The following is a 16,932-nucleotide window of genomic DNA, read 5'->3' on the forward strand; positions in this document are numbered from 1 at the left end:
TTATTTGGAGACCAATAAGGCTAATGATAAAGAGGGCTAGTCTATTGCGCAGAATTTCTGGGATGATGAAAGCTGTTTGAGAATAGAATCAAGAGTCAAGTACAAAGAATCAAGACTGGGTTATAATTATTTATCAAAATGGGGCTTCGATTCAACTTTAGTTCGCATAATTATGGTTTCTGAAAGGCTCTGATTATAATGGATAATTGTCTAGCAAACAGCTAAAAAAATCTAAGTTTTCAACCAGTAACGGAAGCTGTCTTTTCTTTTGGCTCTTGCAGTCCCGATGTTATCGAGACGGTTTTGATTCTAATTTGGAATCACAAAATTAAAAAAGAACAAACAATGAATAAAAATAGAGTCGTCATTACCGGTTTAGGTGTTGTGGCGCCCAATGGTGTGGGATTGGATGCTTTTTCTGAGGCCATTAAAACGGGTACTTCGGGCATTACCTTTCATCAAAAACTGAAGGATTTGAATTTTTCCTGCTGTATTGGTGGGATTCCGCAGATTTCAGAAGAAAAAAAACTGGAATACCTTAGTCCTTTGCAATTGCGTGGCTTTAATTCTGCAGGGATTTTATACGGGTGTATGGCAGGGATAGACGCCTGGAAAGATGCTGGTTTTGAGGTTGATGCCAACAGTGATTTGGATACCGATACGGGATTGATCTTTGGGGCAGGCACTTCGGGGATCGAGAAGTTTAGGGAGGCCATACTCAAAGTGGACAAAGGTCAAGTCAAGCGCATGGGCAGCACGGTTGTGGTGCAAACCATGGCCAGTGGCATTAGTGCTTTCTTGGGAGGTATTTTAGGTCTTGGCAATCAAGTGACCACCAATTCTTCTGCCTGCACAACGGGTACTGAAGCCATTCTCATGGGCTACGAGCGCATCAAAAACGGGCAGGCCAAACGCATGTTGGTGGGAAGCTGCAGTGACGACGGCCCTTATATTTGGGGCGGTTTTGATGCCATGCGCGTCATGACTTACAAACACAACGATTCTCCAGAAGCAGGATCCAGACCCATGAGCGCGACGGCCAGTGGTTTTGTGCCTGGCTCTGGTGCGGGTGCTTTTGTGTTGGAATCCCTAGAGAGTGCTTTGGAGCGCAATGCCAGCATTTACGCTGAGGTTTTGGGCGGAAACGTCAATTCTGGTGGCCAACGCAACGGTGGTACCATGACTGCACCAAATGCTGAGGCAGTACAACGATGCATTACAGATGCGCTCAAAAATGCCAAAATTGCCGCTCAAGACATCGACGCCATCAACGGCCATCTAACGGCCACCTCCAAAGACAGTCTTGAGATCGCCAATTGGACGCAAGCACTTGGGCGTAGTGGAAATGATTTCCCGTACATCAACTGTTTGAAATCTATGGTGGGGCATTGTCTACCCGCTGCCGGAAGCATTGAGTGCGTTGCCGCGGTGCTTCAGTTGAAAGAACAGTTTGTGTTTCCCAATATCAATTGTGAAGACATCCATCCTGAGATTTTAGAGCTGATTTCCGAAGAAAAAATTGTTAGGGAACTGCTCAAGACCAAACTTGAAATCGTTGCAAAAGCCAGTTTTGGTTTTGGTGATGTCAACGGTTGTGTTATCTTTAAATCCTATTCTGAATAATCTCAGCATTTAACCTAAATATGTCCCCAAATCGAGGGAGTTGCTATGACCAAAGACGAACTTATTTCCAAATTGAAAGCTATTGTAAAACCGTATGTGCAAGATGAGGAGGCTCTTGAAAAGCTGTCTGAAGACACCGACTTTATAAGTGACCTCAAAATCAATTCTGCCAACCTGGTGGATGTAATCTTGGATGTTGAGGATGAATTTGACATCAGGATTGAAAATGACGATATGGAAAAAATGACCAATGTAAAGGCGGCTATGGCTATCGTTAACGAAAAGTTGGCTGAAGAATGATTGGCAATGATGTTGTGGATTTGGCTCAAGCAGCCAAAGATTCCAACTGGCGTCGCCCGCGATTTTTAGACCGAATCTTTACTGCGCAAGAGCAGGAATCCATCTCAAATTCTAACAACAAAGATCAAACGGTATGGCTGCTTTGGAGCCTAAAGGAAGCTGCCTACAAGGCCTATGTGCAGGAAACAGGGCACAAATTTTTCAATCCCAAAAAATTGCGTTGCCAAATGATGTCTTCTACGGAAGGGATTGTCGAAATCTCAAAGCGCAGGTATCGCACAACTTCCAAACTAACGGAAGATTTTATTCACAGCATCGCTTCGACGGAAGCACATGAGCAAAATTTGAACGCTTGTTTTCCGCTTAGTAAAACCGATCATGGCTTTCAAAGTGAAGCAGTGCGTTCCGTTTTAATAGAAACGCTTTCAAAAGACAATTCTTTCCGAAGCACCAATTTACAGGTCAGAACAGATGATTTGGGCATTCCCAGTCTGTATTCTGAAAACAGAAAATTATCGAAAAGGCTGTCCTTTTCGCATCATGGGGCGTATGGCGCTTTTGTTATATCTTGATCACTAGAGAAACATCAGTCCCTGTTGGGATGGGTTCTGGATGTTCAAAAAATAACTGCTGTTGCTCGGTTTCAGCTTCAATTAAATAATAGGCACCTTTGAAATAGGAGTGTATGACTTTAGCCTTGAGGTCAGAATTTTCTACCACTTGCAATTGATGGGCATAGACTATGTTTTGATCAATACTATTGAATTCCCTAAAAAAGGCTGCCACTAAAGCTGTTTCTGGATTTTTGTACAAGGCTTTTGGCGCAGCATTGGCTGCGATTTTGGTGTTGTTGAGCACCAACATGCGGTCTGAAAACCCAAGTACATCGTCTCGATCGTGCGTGGCAACGATGCAGGTAATGTTCTTGTCCTTGAGATATTTAAAGACTTTTCGTCGCAAGCTTTGTTTCTGGAAATTATCGATATGCGAAAAAGGCTCGTCCAGCAGAATGATTTCGGGTTGTTTCGCAATGGCGCGCGCTAAGGCGACCCGCTGTTTTTGGCCGCCACTAAGGGTTTTGACCTTGGTATTTGCGAAGTCTGTCAATTCTACCACTTCCAATAATTCGGCAATGCGTTCCTTTTTCTCTTCCGGATAAAAGTTGGACAGAAATTTTCCCACGTTTTCAGCTACTGAGGTGAAGGGCATCAAGTCAAATTCTTGGGCTACATATTTCATGAACTCGTATCCCACCACCAGATTGTATTTTGGGCCAAGGATTTGTTCGTCTTTCCAGAAAATTTCGCCTTGGTCTAAGTCGTATTCACCATGAAGCAGCTTGAGCAGCGTGCTTTTGCCAGATCCGCTTTCGCCAATCACAGAGACATGCTCGCCTTGACGCACCTCGAAGTTGAGTTGTTCTAAAACGGAAGTAGTATTGTAACTGAAAGAAAGTTGATGGACTTTGAGCATTTTTGAGATTTTTTGCAGGTTATTGCGTCCTGCAAGGTTTTCAAAACCTTGTAGGTCTTTGCGGCTTTTGAAATATACCTACAAGGCTATTGCCTCGTGCTTCGCAATGACACCTAACAGGATTGCAATGGTAGTAATATTTCTAATAAGTAAGTTTATAGCGCACTTCTAAACTGCTCCAAAAAGCGAACGTCATTTTCGCTCAACAAACGAATGTCGCTAATTTGGTGCAAGAGCAACGCAATACGGTCAATCCCCATTCCAAATGCAAAACCAGAATATTCCTTAGAATCGATACCGCAGTTTTCGAGTACATTGGGATCTACCATCCCACAACCCATGATTTCCAACCAGCCTGTGCCTTTGGTCATTTTATAATCGGTCTCGGTTTCCAAGCCCCAATATACATCGACCTCTGCACTAGGTTCAGTAAACGGAAAGTAGGACGGTCGCAAACGAATCTTGCTTTTCCCGAACATTTCTGTAGTGAAATATTGTAGCGTTTGTTTTAAATCGGCAAAACTCACATCTTTATCAATGTAAAGGCCTTCCACTTGGTGGAAAAAGCAGTGTGATCGTGCCGAAATGGCCTCATTACGAAACACGCGACCCGGAGAAATAGTACGGATTGGTGGCTTGTGGCTTTCCATGTAGCGCACCTGTACCGAGCTGGTGTGCGTGCGCAAGAGCACATCTGGGTTGGTTTGGATAAAAAAGGTATCCTGCATGTCACGTGCGGGATGGTATTCGGGCAGGTTCAATGCGGTGAAGTTGTGCCAATCATCTTCGATTTCTGGACCTTCGCTCACATTGAAACCAATGCGGGAGAAAATATCGATGATTTGGTTCTTCACAATTGAAATGGGATGGCGTGCACCAATCTCAATGGGCTCGCCAGGACGGGATAAATCGCCATAAACGCCTTTGGTTTCTTCTTTGGTCTCCAATTCTTCTTTAAGAGCGTTGACTTTTTCTTCCGCAGTGCTTTTTAGCTTATTGATGATTTGACCAAACGCTTTCTTCTGGTCATTGGGGACATTTTTGAACTCGGCAAAATAATCGTTGAGCAATCCCTTTTTGCCTAAATATTTAATGCGGAAGGCTTCCACTTCAGCTGTAGATTGGGCTTGAAAGGCTTCAGCTTCTGCGATAAGTGCTTTGATCTTGTCTATCATGGTCTTAAAAAATGAATGGCAAATTTAGGGTTTTTATCTAGATTTGCGTCAGCAACGTAGGCATTTGTTATGCTCTTAAAGTTACTGAAAAAGCAACTTTAAAGCGACTGCCGAATGCTGTCTGCCGATTTGCAGGCGTGATCCCAAATAAAATCACTCAATAAAATCTGTTTCCAAAAAGTAGTTGACGATGGCATCTTTCATCAAAATGCTTTGCTCACCAGCTTTTAGGGGAGGCAGTTCTTCCTTGACTATATAATGTGGCCAACCTTCTTCGTCAACATAATCAAATTCATAATAGCCGTAGGGCATGAGCAGCTTGCAAATGGCGATGTGCATCAAATCCAATTTATGGTCTTTTTTGAACTTGCGATCCAATTGTCCCAATTCCTGAACGCCTATCAAATAGATAATCGCATCCAGATCCAAGGGGTCACCATCGGCAAATTTGGCAGATAGTTTATGGACTACCAGTTCCCAGCGTTCCTTTAATTGTTCGTCTCTTGCCATGTTGCGGTTTTAGGTTTAGGGGTTCAGGGTTCCGAATTCAAAGTTCAAGTTCAACTTCAAATTAGATTTCAAAAGTAGTCGCTATTTGAGTGTTGCCCAATTAAAAATCGCAAAAATTACGTAGGTTTGTTGAAACTTGTTTTTCAAACTTATGGCGATTATTGACATTGTTTTAGTGGTGCTCTTGCTTTTTGGTCTCATAAGAGGCTTTATGAAAGGTTTTTTTGTGGAGGTCGCTTCATTGGTGGCATTGATTGCGGGCGTTTATGGCGCCATCCATTTTAGTGATTTTGCTGCAGAATTTCTAGACAGTAAGGTCGATTGGGATGAAAAATACATCAACATTGTCGCATTTGCAATCACGTTTATTGTCATTGTGCTAATCATTGCCATGGCTGGGAAAGCTTTAACCAAGTTAGCCGATTTTGCAGCTTTGGGTATTTTGAATAAATTGTTGGGTGGTGTTTTTGGGCTGCTAAAAATCGGACTGATTTTAAGTGTGCTGCTCATTGTTTTTGATACGATGAATGCCACAATTCCCTTAACAAAGAAAGAAGATCTGAAGGATTCCATACTCTACGAACCTGTAAAATCCTTGGCACCCATGATTTTTCCTGAGCTTCTAAAGAAGGGCAAGGAGCAGTTGGAGGAGATTGACGAAGAGGAGCCAAATACTGAAGTATAAATAATACCCATCCTTAAAAACAATTTTTTTGAATAGGGTGTCAATCCAAATGATAGATTTCCATAACATCCTTCAAATACCTTTCAAAATCAATTTTCAAATTCACCAGTATGGATATCAAAAACCCGCCCGTGTGCTTTTAAGTACGTTCTCTAATTTCATGAATTGGTTTTAGTATTTGTCCTTGACGTTATCCTTGATCCATCTCATACAGGTGTCAAAATTCTTAAACAGATGTTTTTCGGGGATGAGGTCTGGAATCATACCAAAGCGTTCCATCATATATCGTGGTTGATTTAGTAAATCAACTAGAAGCACATTTATATTGTCTTTTCTCAAATCTACAAGCGCATCTTCCAGAGCATATAAACCAGACTGGTCAATATACTGCATGAGGTTCAATCTTATAACTACCGTAGAGGCTGTTTTTGGGATTTGACCCATGAGGCTTTGAAAATCGCTGGTCGAGCCGAAGAATAATGGGCCTTTCACATGTTTGATAAACACTTCTTCCTTTAGTTTCTCTGGAAAGTCCATCTCATCTTTCCAAACTTCTTCCTTGAGCGATTTAACATCTGAACGTTTCCCGGTCAAATCGCCAATTTTTTTCATGAACATCAAGGAGGCGATTACCAAACCGATGCCTACAGCATAAACTAAATTCCAAAAGGTTGATAAAATCAATACTACGAGCATGGCCAATACCTCTGAACTCAATTTAACAGGGCCTATTTTAATATCCTTTGGAAGGCTGGGAATTGCTTTCAAGCCCTTATAATCCATCACACCTATACCCACCGTAATCAAAATACCGGCCAATACTGCTGCTGGAATTTGTGATGCAATTGGCCCTAAGGCCAATAAAATCACCAATAAAACCACACCCGTAATCATCCCAGACAATTTGGTCTTTCCCCCAGATTTGATGTTGACCACAGTCCGGATTGTGGCGCCAGCACCTGGGAGTCCGCCAAAAATAGCGCCAATGCTGTTTCCAATCCCTTGGCCCACCAATTCTTTGTTGGGTTCGTGTTTGGTCTTGGTCATATTATCTGCTACAACACTTGTCAATAGCGAATCTATGGCTCCTAAAAGTGCAAGGGTCAATGCAGTAAAAATGTAAGGCGTGATGCTTGAAAGTTGAAATCCAGTAAAAATTTCTAAATTGGGTATTGGGAAACCGGTTGGGATTTCTTCGATTGGTCTATAATTTAATTTGAAGCCAAACGCAATGCCAGACATGACCACCAGCGAAACAAGAGTACTAGGCACGGCGGTGGTTATTCTTTTGAAGCCGTAAATGATAAAAATGGTGCCCAATGCGAGCACTAATTCCAGCCAACTGATTTGTGTGATGGCTTTTGGCAGTACTTTCAGGGTTCCGAGAACTCCTGAAGCGTCATTACTAGCTAAGGTTTTGGACTCTTTGAGGATGTCGGCTTCAGAAATGGACTCAGCACGACCAATGGTTTCCTTGAAATCTTCCAAAGCTAGGATGCCTTCACCTGCTTCCTCGCTTAGTATGTTTTTTAGAATGGTTTCTTCAGCTTGAGGTTTATATTGATTCACGTAATCCATATCCTCTTTTGGGTAATAGCCAATGGCTGGAAGTATTTGAGTCACTAAAATAATTACCCCAATAGCGGTCATAAACCCTGAAACCACGGGATAGGGAATGTACCTAATGTATTTACCAAGCCCCAAGGCGCCCAGCGAGATTTGCATTAGGCCTGCCAATAGGAAAACGGTTAGAATTACAGGTAGCGCCTTATTCACATCACCATCGTTAACCGCAATAATGCTCGCAATAACTACCATACTTACTGCCGTCATTGGCGCTGTTGGCCCTGATATTTGAGTACTGGTACCACCAAAAAGCGCAGCGAAAAAACTTATAAATATAGCACCATAAAGGCCAGCAGTTGGGCCTAAACCAGATGATACGCCAAAGGCTAGCGCCAAGGGTAATGCAACGATACCTGAGGTAATACCGCCAAAAGCATCTCCCTTGACATTAGAAAATAAATTTTTCATAGGCTTAGCCCTTTATGTGAATTAAGTTTGACGTTCATAAACTAACGAACGTCATTATAGCAATTTGGTCTAGACTACTGGTTTTAAAAAACGGGTTTATATAGCCAACTCTGACGCTTACCTTTTTTTTGATTTAGCCACTTGAACCGCCGTAAAGCCTGTTTCTATCGAAAATTGAAGTTTCAGTATTTAAGGACACTTCGTTAGGTGCAGAAAGGTAATATTTATTCGTTTCTTTTTTACTTAAGGGCATATTTAATCCTAAAAAATAGCGCAATATTAGTTTAAAATCGCCTTCTACAAAACCTTGCTCAAACCTTTAGTGATGCTGTAAAGTACTACTTTTAAAATGGTTGCTTGCTTATAAATTGCTGGTAGGTGCTATGTTCATTTACCTCTGCCTTGACATTCGTCTCGCTAAAACCTGTACTTAGTAATAATTGCTAGTTTCAAAATAGATTAGCAATTTCTAAAATTACGCTTTTGGGCATGACAATAAACTGAAAGCGCCAACATAAGTGTTAGCGCTATCAGGTTATTTTTTTCAATGATTTTACACATCAACTGTTGAGTTATTCATAAAAAGTGACTTCGCCAGTATTGATGTCATACATTCCGCCAACGATATTAATTTCATTATTATCCTCCATTTCTTTCAGAATAGGACTTTGCGCTCTAATCTTATCCAAAGTAAGGATGACATTTTTTTTAGAAACGTTGTCAACAAATTCAATATTTTTAGAGTTGCGCAAACTCTTATCAGTTGGCTCATTAACCGCATTAACTGCCGGTGTGATCTTTGCTAGCATGTTGGTTAGATTGCCCAGTTTAGCATCGTCACAGGCACCTTTAATGGCACCGCAACTGGTATGGCCCAAAACCACAATTAATTTTGTTCCTGCGAGTTTGCTTGCAAATTCCATGCTTCCCAGAATATCTTCATTGACGAAGTTTCCAGCAATTCTAACGCTAAAAATATCACCTAAGCCTTGGTCAAAAACTAATTCTGCTGAAACTCTTGAGTCTATGCAACTCAAAACAGTTGCAAACGGAAATTGGCCATCACTAGTGTCATTTACCTGTTCCAACAGGTTTCTGTTAGCCTTTAAATTGTTTTGAAAGCGTTGGTTACCTTCTTTTAAATAGTTCAATGACTTTTGAGGGGTCATTGTGGCTTGTGTTTCTTTGGTATGTGCTTTCATATGTATATTATTCTAAAATTATTTTTTAAGGTGTTAAAGGGTGTTTTCATGACGTGAAGTTTCACGACTTAAAAGTAAGGAAACATTAAGGCTATCCATGATGCTCTGAATATCTGGGTCTATCAAATTTGAATTGGAACGTGTTGCGTTAACTGTTCGATCTACAAATAATAGGTTGACCTTATTTAGCGAGAGGTACTTGGATAGGCTGTCTATCGCATTGTCACCTTGTTGAAAGACATACGTTACTAGGTCTTGATCACTTACAGCTGTCTTTTCATCTAATGCGTTTGAATTTTGAATGATTTGAAAGCATTTGAATGGTTTTAGACAATGGCTTACCAAATCCTCAGCAAAGTCTATATTTAAATTTTGCGCTTCATTATTGAGTACGCCTAATGATAATTCCGTATCTGGTGCTAAGGCATTGGTATCATCGGCTAGCATGATAATGCCATTATAATTGTTAAGTACAAATTGCGTGATACCATCACCAATGAACTTAATCATTCTTGGTTTTCGTTTTCCTAAAACGATAATATCAGGCTGACTCTCCTGGATGTGCTTTTCAATTTCTGCTGGCACATTTCCAAAAGAAAATTTGAAATTGATGTCAACACCATATTCTTTCACAATTGGGGCGATCATCTTCTGTATGTGTTTTTCGGTAGCCATGTAGTTTTCATTGATGGCCCGCATAGCCGACAATTGATTTTCGCTTTTTACAACATCTGTTGGTTTTTTAACGTGTAAGAGTTCAATATCTGCACCAATCATTTTAGCCAGGCATACAGTGCTTTTTAGAGTAATGCCCGCGGCATCTTTTAAGTCTGAAAGAACAAGTATTTTATATGCTTTGTTTTTCATGATTTCTAACTTAAACTGATTTTTGACTTGGGCCTTAATTTAAAGAATTCGGTAAAGCTTTCTGGATTTTCAATGACTCCTCGCTTTGAAATCAACTTTATGTCTATGTTTCTTTCTTTGGCTTTGAACGCAAAATCTTCCAATATTTCGATAATGTCATGGTCCAGATAGCGTGTTTTGGTAACGTCAAACTCTAAATAGGAATCTCTTGGTAAACTATCCAGTTCTTTTAAAATAGCCCCTTTGTTGAAAAATGTGACTTCTTCTGCAAGGGTCATTTTTATTTTATGCTTGCCATTGCTCTTATCCTCAACATGTAAAAAGTGAGAGTTTTGGTAGCTCTTAATTAAAATGACCACAATGCCTACACCAAGACCTAAACCAATTCCTATCAATAGGTCGGTAAATACAATTCCACCAACTGTAACTGCAAATGGCACCGATTGTTTCCATCCTAATTTGTACATTTTTTTAAACAACGCAGGTTTTGCTAATTTGTAACCAACTACCAATAAGATTGCTGCCAATACAGAAAGTGGAATCATATTAAGTAAACGAGGTATAAGAACGACCGCTATTAATAATAGAAAACCGTGTAAAATTGGTGATAATTTGCTTTTACCACCAGATTGAATATTGGCAGAACTTCTAACAATTACCTGCGTAATTGGCAATCCACCGATTAATCCTGAAAGAATGTTTCCTGTTCCTTGTGCCAACAGTTCTCTATTTGTAGGAGTTACATTTTTTTCTGGATCTATTTTATCAGTAGCTTCAACACATAATAGTGTTTCCAAACTTGCGACCAAAGCAATGGTAAAGGCAACAATCCACACCTCCATATTGGTAATGACTGCAAAATTAGGAAAACTAAATTGCCCCATAAAAGATTGAATATCGTCGGGGATAGGCACGTTTACCATGTGTTTCTCTCCAAGAAAGAGTGTTTCGCTATTTTGAGTGATTGTATAAAACAAGATTCCAAGAACAACCACCACAAAGGGCCCTTGTATTATTTGAAACACCTTTGACTTTTTAGTTAATACTTTGTCCCAAAGAATCAATAGTAGCAAACTAACAATACCAATCAATGCCGCACCAGGGGTTATATTATTGACAATAGCCAAGATCTCTGAAAAGGTGTTTCCACCATCATTCTCAAAAAATCCCAAATCCCATGCAGATTTTTCATCATACCCAAAAAAGTTAGGGATTTGTTTTAAAATAATGATAATTCCAATTCCTGTAAGCATCCCTTTGATGACAGAAGATGGGAAATAGTAGCCAATGATCCCTGCTTTTAAAATACCGAAAACCAACTGGATCACACCTCCTAATACAACGGCGACGAGAAAGTTTTCATAACCCCCTAAAGTGCCAATGGCGGTAAGTACAATTGCTGCGAGTCCTGCTGCGGGACCACTTACTCCTACTTTAGAGCCACTCAAAGCTCCAACTACAATACCGCCAATAATTCCTGCTATTAATCCTGAAAAAAGTGGCGCTCCACTAGCCAACGCGATACCCAAACATAAAGGTAGTGCGACAAAAAAAACAACTACACTCGCTGGAAAGTCGCTCTTGAGAGTTTTAAACATAAATAAATTCATTTGTGCCATTGAAATTAATCAATGGCTTTTTAATAATAATTTTGGTGGACTAAGTCTGTCCAATGGCCTTGAAAATTGTTAAATGAATTCAGGAGGGGGAGAAAATAAATTAAGGTGTGGTTTGGGGTAGTTCTTAAAATGATATACTGTTTTGTTTGAACTTTTTTGAAGGTAAAGCAACTCTACTTCTATTGGAGTCACTGAAACGAGTAATTTAGCCTGCTTAATCTTTTGGCCATTTTTATTCTCTTCTTCGCTAATGGTGTAAAAACAGGAAATATCTGCCGTATCGTCTATGGCCATAAGAACTAATGGCGCAAGAATAAACGACAAGAAGATGATAGAAAAAAAAATAGAAATAGATGTTTTAGCCATAACAGCCGCAAAGGTAACCTCTATATTTTAATATGTTGTTAAAGAATATTTAAAACGTCTTTACTAGTTTGATATCCTCATTCATGACCCAGCCTGTTTTGCCGTCGGCCAATTTGATTTTTTTCCAGTTATCAACGCTGTCCAAAACTTGTACTTTTGTGCCTTCATGAAGTTTAAAGGCTTCAGTACTTCGTAGATTGGGTTCACTTTTAATTTGGGCTTCTTTGGCAAAAACAATGGCCGGTTGGTTGTTGGCAACTAAATCATGACCGTGATAAGCCAAGCCGAAGGAGGCAAAAACCAATAACAAACACAAAATGCTTGAAACAAATGCAAAACGCTTTTTACCTGTGGAGCTAACAAAGAAGTAACTGATAAATAGAATCACAAATAAAATTGCAAAAGCCACTGAAATCTTTGCCCAAACCTCATAATAAAAAGTTTTGGTCCATGAATTCATCAACTTGGCTAAGCCTACTTCTGGCACAGTATCAATAGCATCCAAAGTCATGTTTTTGGCAAAGGCCATGTTGTTTTTTATGTCCTTATCATTGGGATTGAGAAGCGATGCCTTTTCATAATAATAAATGCTTGGGGCAATATGGTTGAGCTTGTAATGTGCATTCGCCATGTTAAAATACAGTGCGGCAGACTGCTCACCAGAGTCCATAATAGCCTTGTATTTTTGCAGAGCCTCGGTATAGTTGGCATCACTGTATAATTGGTTGGCCTGCTCAAAAAGCGTATCATTTTGCGAAAAGCTGAGCGCGCTCAATAAAAGTACCATGGCGATTAAGAACTGTTTCATACTTATTTTATGTCTTTATCGATTACAGAAATGGTTCGTGCTGCCTTTTCATAATCCTGTTGCATTTCCACATTGGTAATTGGGGTGTAACGCGCCAGTTCACAATGCTGTAAAATGCTAATGAATTCGGCAACTGTAGCTTGATCCACTTGTTCCTTCAATAAAATTTCCTCAATTTTTTCTTTGCTAAAATCACTGGTCTCAATATGGATTTTACCTTTTAAATAGTTATGTAAGGCACGCTCCAGGGCAATGTAGAAGGCTTCTTTTTGACCTAGTGATTTTTTGGCCTCACTCAAATAACGTTTGGCCAACCTATCGGCTTTTCTAATTTTATTTCCGAAGACATCTGCATCACGCTCCTCTTTTTTCTTGCGATAAACCAAAGCCAGTGGGATGGCCAATAGCGGAAGCAACATGCTGCTCCAGAAAACGCTTGAATTGAAAAAATCGGGCTGATTGATGGGTTTTAGTTTCGCATCGGTCTTGATATAGGCGAATTGGTCGTTGCTGAGTACCACTTTTTGTTTGTTGCCTTCAGAAGCAATCCTATTATTATCACCGGCAGTTGAATTGATTGGGCCTTCAATCACATCAATCACAATCTCGCCAGAAGACACGCGCTTATAGGTTTCAGTGTTTAAATCGAAATAAGAAAAGGAAATACTCGGGATGGGATATTTGCCCTTGTACTGGGGCACCACCGTGTAATTGTCGGAAATGGAACCTTGCATCCCACCCAAATCGGTACGCACATTCTCATTATGTTCTGGTTCATAAACCTCCAAGGAACTTGGTAATTTCAATTTGGGCAGCTGAAACAATTTCAGGTTACCGTTGCCTGTGACTTCCACCTTGGCTTCCAAGGATTCGGAAGCATTCAGCTTGGATTTAGAGGTAATCACATTGAATTTGAAATCGCCAACCGCCCCAGTGAAATCTGCTGGTTTGCCTTCCTCTGGCAATGGTTTGACGTTAATGGTTCTGCTTCCTGCGGAAATGGTTCTAACGACTTCAGCCATGTGTCTTCCGCCGAAAAAATCACGACGATTAGTAGGTACTTGCACCGTAAGGTCTAAAGTTAAAGGTTCGATTTCCAGTTTACCTGTTTTTTGCGGATAAAGTACGGTCTTTCTTAAAACGACATAACGGTAAGCTTCGCCTTTAAAAGTGCCATTTTGAGCTTGCAGGTTTTGCATTTCAATTTTCTGGCTCCAAAAATCGTTATATTTTGGGCTACTGGTCTCGCGCCAATCGGTTACACCAATATTTTGTGACACGTAAAGTTTATAGACGACGGTAATGGCTTCATTTAAGTACGGATTCATTTTAGAAACCTCAGCCACCAAGTGTAAATTTTCCTCTGCTTTCGCCACAGAGTTATTTGGGTCATTGGGCCGTTGTACTGGAGCGGTAACTAAAACGCTAACGGCATCGGTACTAAAGGTTTCACCCTCAATTTCTATGGTAGCTTTACCAATTTTGAGCGTGCCTTGTCTTGTGGGTGCTAAAAAATAACTGTAAGTTTTCGCATAGGAGCGAATGCCGTTCATCCAAGAATTACTTACCGATGTATTAGGACCACCTACTACTGTAAAATCGGCAAAGTCTGGCGGATTGAAATTATCGCCATCTTTATTCATCTCAAAATCGACTCGTAAGCGCTCGTTTTGACCCAATTTGGTCTTGCTCACTTTGGTCTCAAATTTAGTTTGGGCAAAAGCCATACTTGTGATAAGCATGACCAATATTAAAGGGATGTGTTTTAAGCTATTCATTTTTTATTTTTAATCGCAGTGGGCACTTCAAACGTCCAAGTTCGTGCGTCCAGCTTGAGCCTACCAGTCTTTTTCAGATTTGACAGGTGTGCCTTTTTGTTTTTCAGCATTCATTTTTTCCTGAACTTTTTGCTCTTGGTTATTCATGGCCTCCAATATGTTCTTTATTTGTTGTGGCGATAGTTGACCGGGTTGTTGTTTGGGTTGGCCTTGGTTCTCTTTTTCGTCTTTTTTATCGTTTTTGCCTTCGTCCTTTTTATCGTCTTTAGGTTTTCCGTTCTCTTCTTTTTTGTCGTCGCCCTCTTTTTGATCTTCTTTTTTATCGTCGCCCTTATCGTCGCCCTTATCGTCTTTCTTGTCCTCTTTATCTTTTTTATCGTCTTTGCTTTCGTCCTTTTTGTCGTCGTCCTTATCCTTTTTTTGATCTTCTTGCTTATCGGCACATACTTTGGCTAAGGCATAATTGTAACGGGTTTCGTCATCGCTTGGGTCATTGCGCAAGGCATCTTTATAGGCTTCAACCGCTTCTTTGCACTTTTTATTTTTCATTAAAATATTCCCGATGTTATGGAAGGCTTTGTGTTTTTCGGTTTTGGTTTTTCCGTTTTTTGCAGCTTGTGCCAAACGAAATAACGCTTCGTCATAATTGCCTTTTTCATAGTAGGAATTGCCCAAATTGTAAGTGCCAGCAACGTTTGTGGGCTGCTCTGAAATGGCCTTTCGGTATTCCTTTTCCGCAGAAACATAATTATCGGCATCTACCAATTCATTGGCGTGGTAAACAAAGCCATTGGCCTTTTTAAGCGAGAGTTGTTCTTGTTTTAGTTCGTCTTTATCTTGGGCAAAAAGTAAGAAAGTAAGAGAAAAACATAAAAGCGATAGTGTGAATTTCATAGGTTTTAAGCGTATTTATTGCTTGTTTACAAAGGGACTACCAATTTATAAAACATCTGGACTTGTTATAGTTAAAGATTTTATAAAATAATTTTTCGCTTTCCCCTAAATAGACATCAAACCGTCCCAAAAATTTGGGACTGCTAGAGTCAAGAACCAAGACTTGATTGTGATTTAATGATGGGGATTCAATTTCTTTACCATAAGATTGGGTAATATCGTTTGGCTTCAATACTTTTCGTCTTAAGTCCTACATCCTACATCCTACATCCTACGTCTTGGTTCCTGGTCCTATTTTCAGAAGTCCTCATTAAAAAGATTGAGTCGTTTCAACCAAGCGGTCTTACGTTCTAAAAAGAAAATATCTAGAAACAGAAAGAAAAGTCCTAAGCCCAAAAACCATTGGAACTGCGATTCGAAATCGGCAAATTGCTTGGCTTCAAATTCGGTTTTATCCATTTGATTGAGAATGTCCTTGATGTTGTCAATCACTTCAGATGTGTCATTGCCATTGAGATAAACGCCATTAGCTTCTGCAGCGATGCGTTTGAGGTTCTCTTCATCCAGCCTAGTGATGACGGTCTCGCCCTTATTGTCTTTTTTATAGCCAATGATCTTGCCATTTTGCTTTAATGGGATGCGGCCACCCTTGGCTTGGCCAACACCAATGGTATAAATACTGATGCCTTCTTTTTCGGCTGCCTCAGCGGCATTGGTGGCCTCGTCTGTATGGTCTTCACCATCGGAAATGATGATGAGCACCCTATTGGTCTTTTGGTCATCGTCAAAATAGGTCTTCGAGAGATTTATGGCTTGGTTGATCGCAGTTCCTTGCGAAGAGAGCATGTCGGTATTCATATTCTGAAGGAACATTTTTGCAGAGCCGTAATCTGTTGTTATGGGCAACTGCGGAAAAGCGGTGCCAGCATAAGCAATAATCCCAACCCTGTCACTGGTCAAGCTATTGATGATTTGTGTGACCAGTTGTTTGGATTTTTCTAAGCGGTTGGGTGCAATATCTTCGGCCAGCATGCTTTTTGAAACATCTACCGCAAACACAATATCCACACCTTCACGTTTAACGGTTTCCAATTTAGTGCCTACTTTTGGGTTGACCAAAGCCAAGGTTAAGCAGCCGAAAGCTAAACTCAACACAATGACTTTTAAAACGGATTTAAACACCGATTGATTCGGACTCAAACGCTTCAGTAAGGCTTTATTGGCAAAGCGTTTCTGTGCTCGGTATTTCCAAAACTGAAGCATGCCAAACAGCAGCAACAGCAGCGGAATGATGAGCAGCGTCCAAAACCATATTTTTTCCTCTAATTGAAATTGAAACATATTTTTTTAGTCTTCAGTTTTCAGTCTGCAGTACTCCGTCTGCATTCTTCAATCTTTGATATTCTATCTATTTATTGATATTTTTATTTTTACTTTGAATTTGGATCTTAGCTTATAAAATTTTATTTTCCTCTAACCTCTAACCTCTAACCTCTAACCTCTAACCTCTAACCTCTAACCTCTAACCTCTAACCTCTAACCTCTAACCTCTAACCTCTAACCTCTAACCTCTAACCTCTAACCTCTAACCTCTAACC

General features: G+C 40.2%; 16 protein-coding genes and 1 pseudogene. 4 read left to right on the forward strand and 13 right to left on the reverse strand.

Annotated elements, in window-relative coordinates; all coding sequences use genetic code 11:
* Window positions 1-345 precede the first annotated feature (345 nt).
* Genes ESY88_RS12700 through ESY88_RS12710 form a run of 3 tightly spaced genes read left to right on the forward strand, consistent with a single transcriptional unit; the run spans window position 346 to window position 2,495 of the window.
* A complete protein-coding gene (locus ESY88_RS12700) occupies window positions 346-1,623 on the forward strand; it encodes a beta-ketoacyl-[acyl-carrier-protein] synthase family protein (protein ID WP_147087036.1) in 1,278 nt (425 codons plus the stop codon).
* A 45-nt stretch (window positions 1,624-1,668) separates the two neighbouring features.
* Window positions 1,669-1,923, forward strand: coding sequence for an acyl carrier protein (locus ESY88_RS12705; protein ID WP_147087037.1), 255 nt, complete (start codon window positions 1,669-1,671; stop codon window positions 1,921-1,923).
* Window positions 1,920-2,495: a 4'-phosphopantetheinyl transferase family protein gene (locus ESY88_RS12710; protein ID WP_147087038.1), complete on the forward strand. Its 576-nt coding sequence runs from the start codon at window positions 1,920-1,922 to the stop codon at window positions 2,493-2,495. Before ESY88_RS12705 ends, ESY88_RS12710 begins: the two co-directional genes overlap by 4 nt.
* Here the strand turns inward: ESY88_RS12710 and ESY88_RS12715 are convergent.
* The 3 genes from ESY88_RS12715 to ESY88_RS12725 form a co-directional block, all read right to left on the reverse strand.
* On the reverse strand, window positions 2,485-3,396 hold the full coding sequence (locus tag ESY88_RS12715; protein ID WP_147087039.1) for an ABC transporter ATP-binding protein: 912 nt from the start codon (window positions 3,394-3,396) through the stop codon (window positions 2,485-2,487). The two genes, ESY88_RS12710 and ESY88_RS12715, sit on opposite strands and share 11 nt — an antisense overlap.
* A 155-nt stretch (window positions 3,397-3,551) precedes the next feature.
* Window positions 3,552-4,571 (reverse strand): phenylalanine--tRNA ligase subunit alpha, encoded by a 1,020-nt coding sequence (gene pheS / locus ESY88_RS12720; protein WP_147087040.1) that lies wholly within the window; start codon window positions 4,569-4,571, stop codon window positions 3,552-3,554.
* A gap of 153 nt (window positions 4,572-4,724) precedes the next feature.
* Entirely contained in the window at window positions 4,725-5,081 is a 357-nt protein-coding gene (locus tag ESY88_RS12725; protein WP_147087041.1) for a hypothetical protein, read from the reverse strand.
* Window positions 5,082-5,232: 151 nt separating this feature from the next.
* On the opposite strand from ESY88_RS12725, the gene ESY88_RS12730 reads away from it, so the two are divergent.
* The gene (locus ESY88_RS12730) at window positions 5,233-5,766 is read left to right on the forward strand and encodes a CvpA family protein (RefSeq protein ID WP_147087042.1); all 534 of its coding nucleotides are present in this window, start codon (window positions 5,233-5,235) and stop codon (window positions 5,764-5,766) included.
* A 171-nt stretch (window positions 5,767-5,937) separates the two neighbouring features.
* Here the strand turns inward: ESY88_RS12730 and ESY88_RS12740 are convergent, their stop codons facing one another.
* From ESY88_RS12740 to ESY88_RS12780, 10 genes and pseudogenes are all read right to left on the reverse strand, one after another.
* Window positions 5,938-7,800 (reverse strand): SulP family inorganic anion transporter, encoded by a 1,863-nt coding sequence (locus ESY88_RS12740; RefSeq protein ID WP_147087043.1) that lies wholly within the window; start codon window positions 7,798-7,800, stop codon window positions 5,938-5,940.
* A gap of 133 nt (window positions 7,801-7,933) precedes the next feature.
* Window positions 7,934-8,107: pseudogene (locus ESY88_RS21895) on the reverse strand (DUF2490 domain-containing protein); the annotation flags it as partial.
* 265 nt (window positions 8,108-8,372) lie between these two features.
* Window positions 8,373-9,002 carry a carbonic anhydrase family protein gene (locus tag ESY88_RS12745; protein WP_147087044.1) on the reverse strand — a complete coding sequence of 210 codons (630 nt, stop codon included), beginning with the start codon at window positions 9,000-9,002 and terminating at the stop codon, window positions 8,373-8,375.
* A 33-nt stretch (window positions 9,003-9,035) separates the two neighbouring features.
* Complete coding sequence (locus ESY88_RS12750; protein WP_147087045.1) at window positions 9,036-9,869, reverse strand: universal stress protein; 834 nt, start codon at window positions 9,867-9,869, stop codon at window positions 9,036-9,038.
* A 5-nt stretch (window positions 9,870-9,874) separates the two neighbouring features.
* A complete protein-coding gene (locus ESY88_RS12755; protein WP_147087046.1) occupies window positions 9,875-11,467 on the reverse strand; it encodes a SulP family inorganic anion transporter in 1,593 nt (530 codons plus the stop codon).
* A gap of 90 nt (window positions 11,468-11,557) precedes the next feature.
* Window positions 11,558-11,854 carry a hypothetical protein gene (locus ESY88_RS12760; RefSeq protein ID WP_147087047.1) on the reverse strand — a complete coding sequence of 99 codons (297 nt, stop codon included), beginning with the start codon at window positions 11,852-11,854 and terminating at the stop codon, window positions 11,558-11,560.
* Between the two features lie 49 nt (window positions 11,855-11,903).
* Window positions 11,904-12,662, reverse strand: coding sequence for an SH3 domain-containing protein (locus ESY88_RS12765; protein ID WP_147087048.1), 759 nt, complete (start codon window positions 12,660-12,662; stop codon window positions 11,904-11,906).
* Between the two features lie 2 nt (window positions 12,663-12,664).
* On the reverse strand, window positions 12,665-14,440 hold the full coding sequence (locus tag ESY88_RS12770) for a BatD family protein (protein WP_147087049.1): 1,776 nt from the start codon (window positions 14,438-14,440) through the stop codon (window positions 12,665-12,667).
* Between the two features lie 60 nt (window positions 14,441-14,500).
* Window positions 14,501-15,334, reverse strand: a complete 834-nt coding sequence (locus ESY88_RS12775; protein ID WP_147087050.1) for a tetratricopeptide repeat protein — start codon at window positions 15,332-15,334, stop codon at window positions 14,501-14,503.
* A 297-nt stretch (window positions 15,335-15,631) separates the two neighbouring features.
* Window positions 15,632-16,675: a VWA domain-containing protein gene (locus ESY88_RS12780; RefSeq protein ID WP_147087051.1), complete on the reverse strand. Its 1,044-nt coding sequence runs from the start codon at window positions 16,673-16,675 to the stop codon at window positions 15,632-15,634.
* Window positions 16,676-16,932 lie beyond the last annotated feature (257 nt).

Origin of the sequence: Subsaximicrobium wynnwilliamsii, from assembly GCF_007997225.1 — a bacterium.
Taxonomy (GTDB): Bacteria; Bacteroidota; Bacteroidia; order Flavobacteriales; family Flavobacteriaceae; genus Psychroserpens; species Psychroserpens wynnwilliamsii.

Bases quoted from the DNA above. Each gene is read 5' to 3' on its own strand.
- ESY88_RS12740 (WP_147087043.1), bottom strand. From the start codon at position 7,800: ATGAAAAATTTATTTTCTAATGTCAAGGGAGATGCTTTTGGCGGTATT.
- ESY88_RS12725 (WP_147087041.1), bottom strand. From the start codon at position 5,081: ATGGCAAGAGACGAACAATTAAAGGAACGCTGGGAACTGGTAGTCCAT.
- pheS (WP_147087040.1), bottom strand. From the start codon at position 4,571: ATGATAGACAAGATCAAAGCACTTATCGCAGAAGCTGAAGCCTTTCAA.
- ESY88_RS12760 (WP_147087047.1), bottom strand. From the start codon at position 11,854: ATGGCTAAAACATCTATTTCTATTTTTTTTTCTATCATCTTCTTGTCG.
- ESY88_RS12710 (WP_147087038.1), top strand. From the start codon at position 1,920: ATGATTGGCAATGATGTTGTGGATTTGGCTCAAGCAGCCAAAGATTCC.
- ESY88_RS12730 (WP_147087042.1), top strand. From the start codon at position 5,233: ATGGCGATTATTGACATTGTTTTAGTGGTGCTCTTGCTTTTTGGTCTC.
- ESY88_RS12750 (WP_147087045.1), bottom strand. From the start codon at position 9,869: ATGAAAAACAAAGCATATAAAATACTTGTTCTTTCAGACTTAAAAGAT.
- ESY88_RS12780 (WP_147087051.1), bottom strand. From the start codon at position 16,675: ATGTTTCAATTTCAATTAGAGGAAAAAATATGGTTTTGGACGCTGCTC.
- ESY88_RS12705 (WP_147087037.1), top strand. From the start codon at position 1,669: ATGACCAAAGACGAACTTATTTCCAAATTGAAAGCTATTGTAAAACCG.
- ESY88_RS12775 (WP_147087050.1), bottom strand. From the start codon at position 15,334: ATGAAATTCACACTATCGCTTTTATGTTTTTCTCTTACTTTCTTACTT.
- ESY88_RS12700 (WP_147087036.1), top strand. From the start codon at position 346: ATGAATAAAAATAGAGTCGTCATTACCGGTTTAGGTGTTGTGGCGCCC.
- ESY88_RS12745 (WP_147087044.1), bottom strand. From the start codon at position 9,002: ATGAAAGCACATACCAAAGAAACACAAGCCACAATGACCCCTCAAAAG.
- ESY88_RS12770 (WP_147087049.1), bottom strand. From the start codon at position 14,440: ATGAATAGCTTAAAACACATCCCTTTAATATTGGTCATGCTTATCACA.
- ESY88_RS12715 (WP_147087039.1), bottom strand. From the start codon at position 3,396: ATGCTCAAAGTCCATCAACTTTCTTTCAGTTACAATACTACTTCCGTT.
- ESY88_RS12755 (WP_147087046.1), bottom strand. From the start codon at position 11,467: ATGTTTAAAACTCTCAAGAGCGACTTTCCAGCGAGTGTAGTTGTTTTT.
- ESY88_RS12765 (WP_147087048.1), bottom strand. From the start codon at position 12,662: ATGAAACAGTTCTTAATCGCCATGGTACTTTTATTGAGCGCGCTCAGC.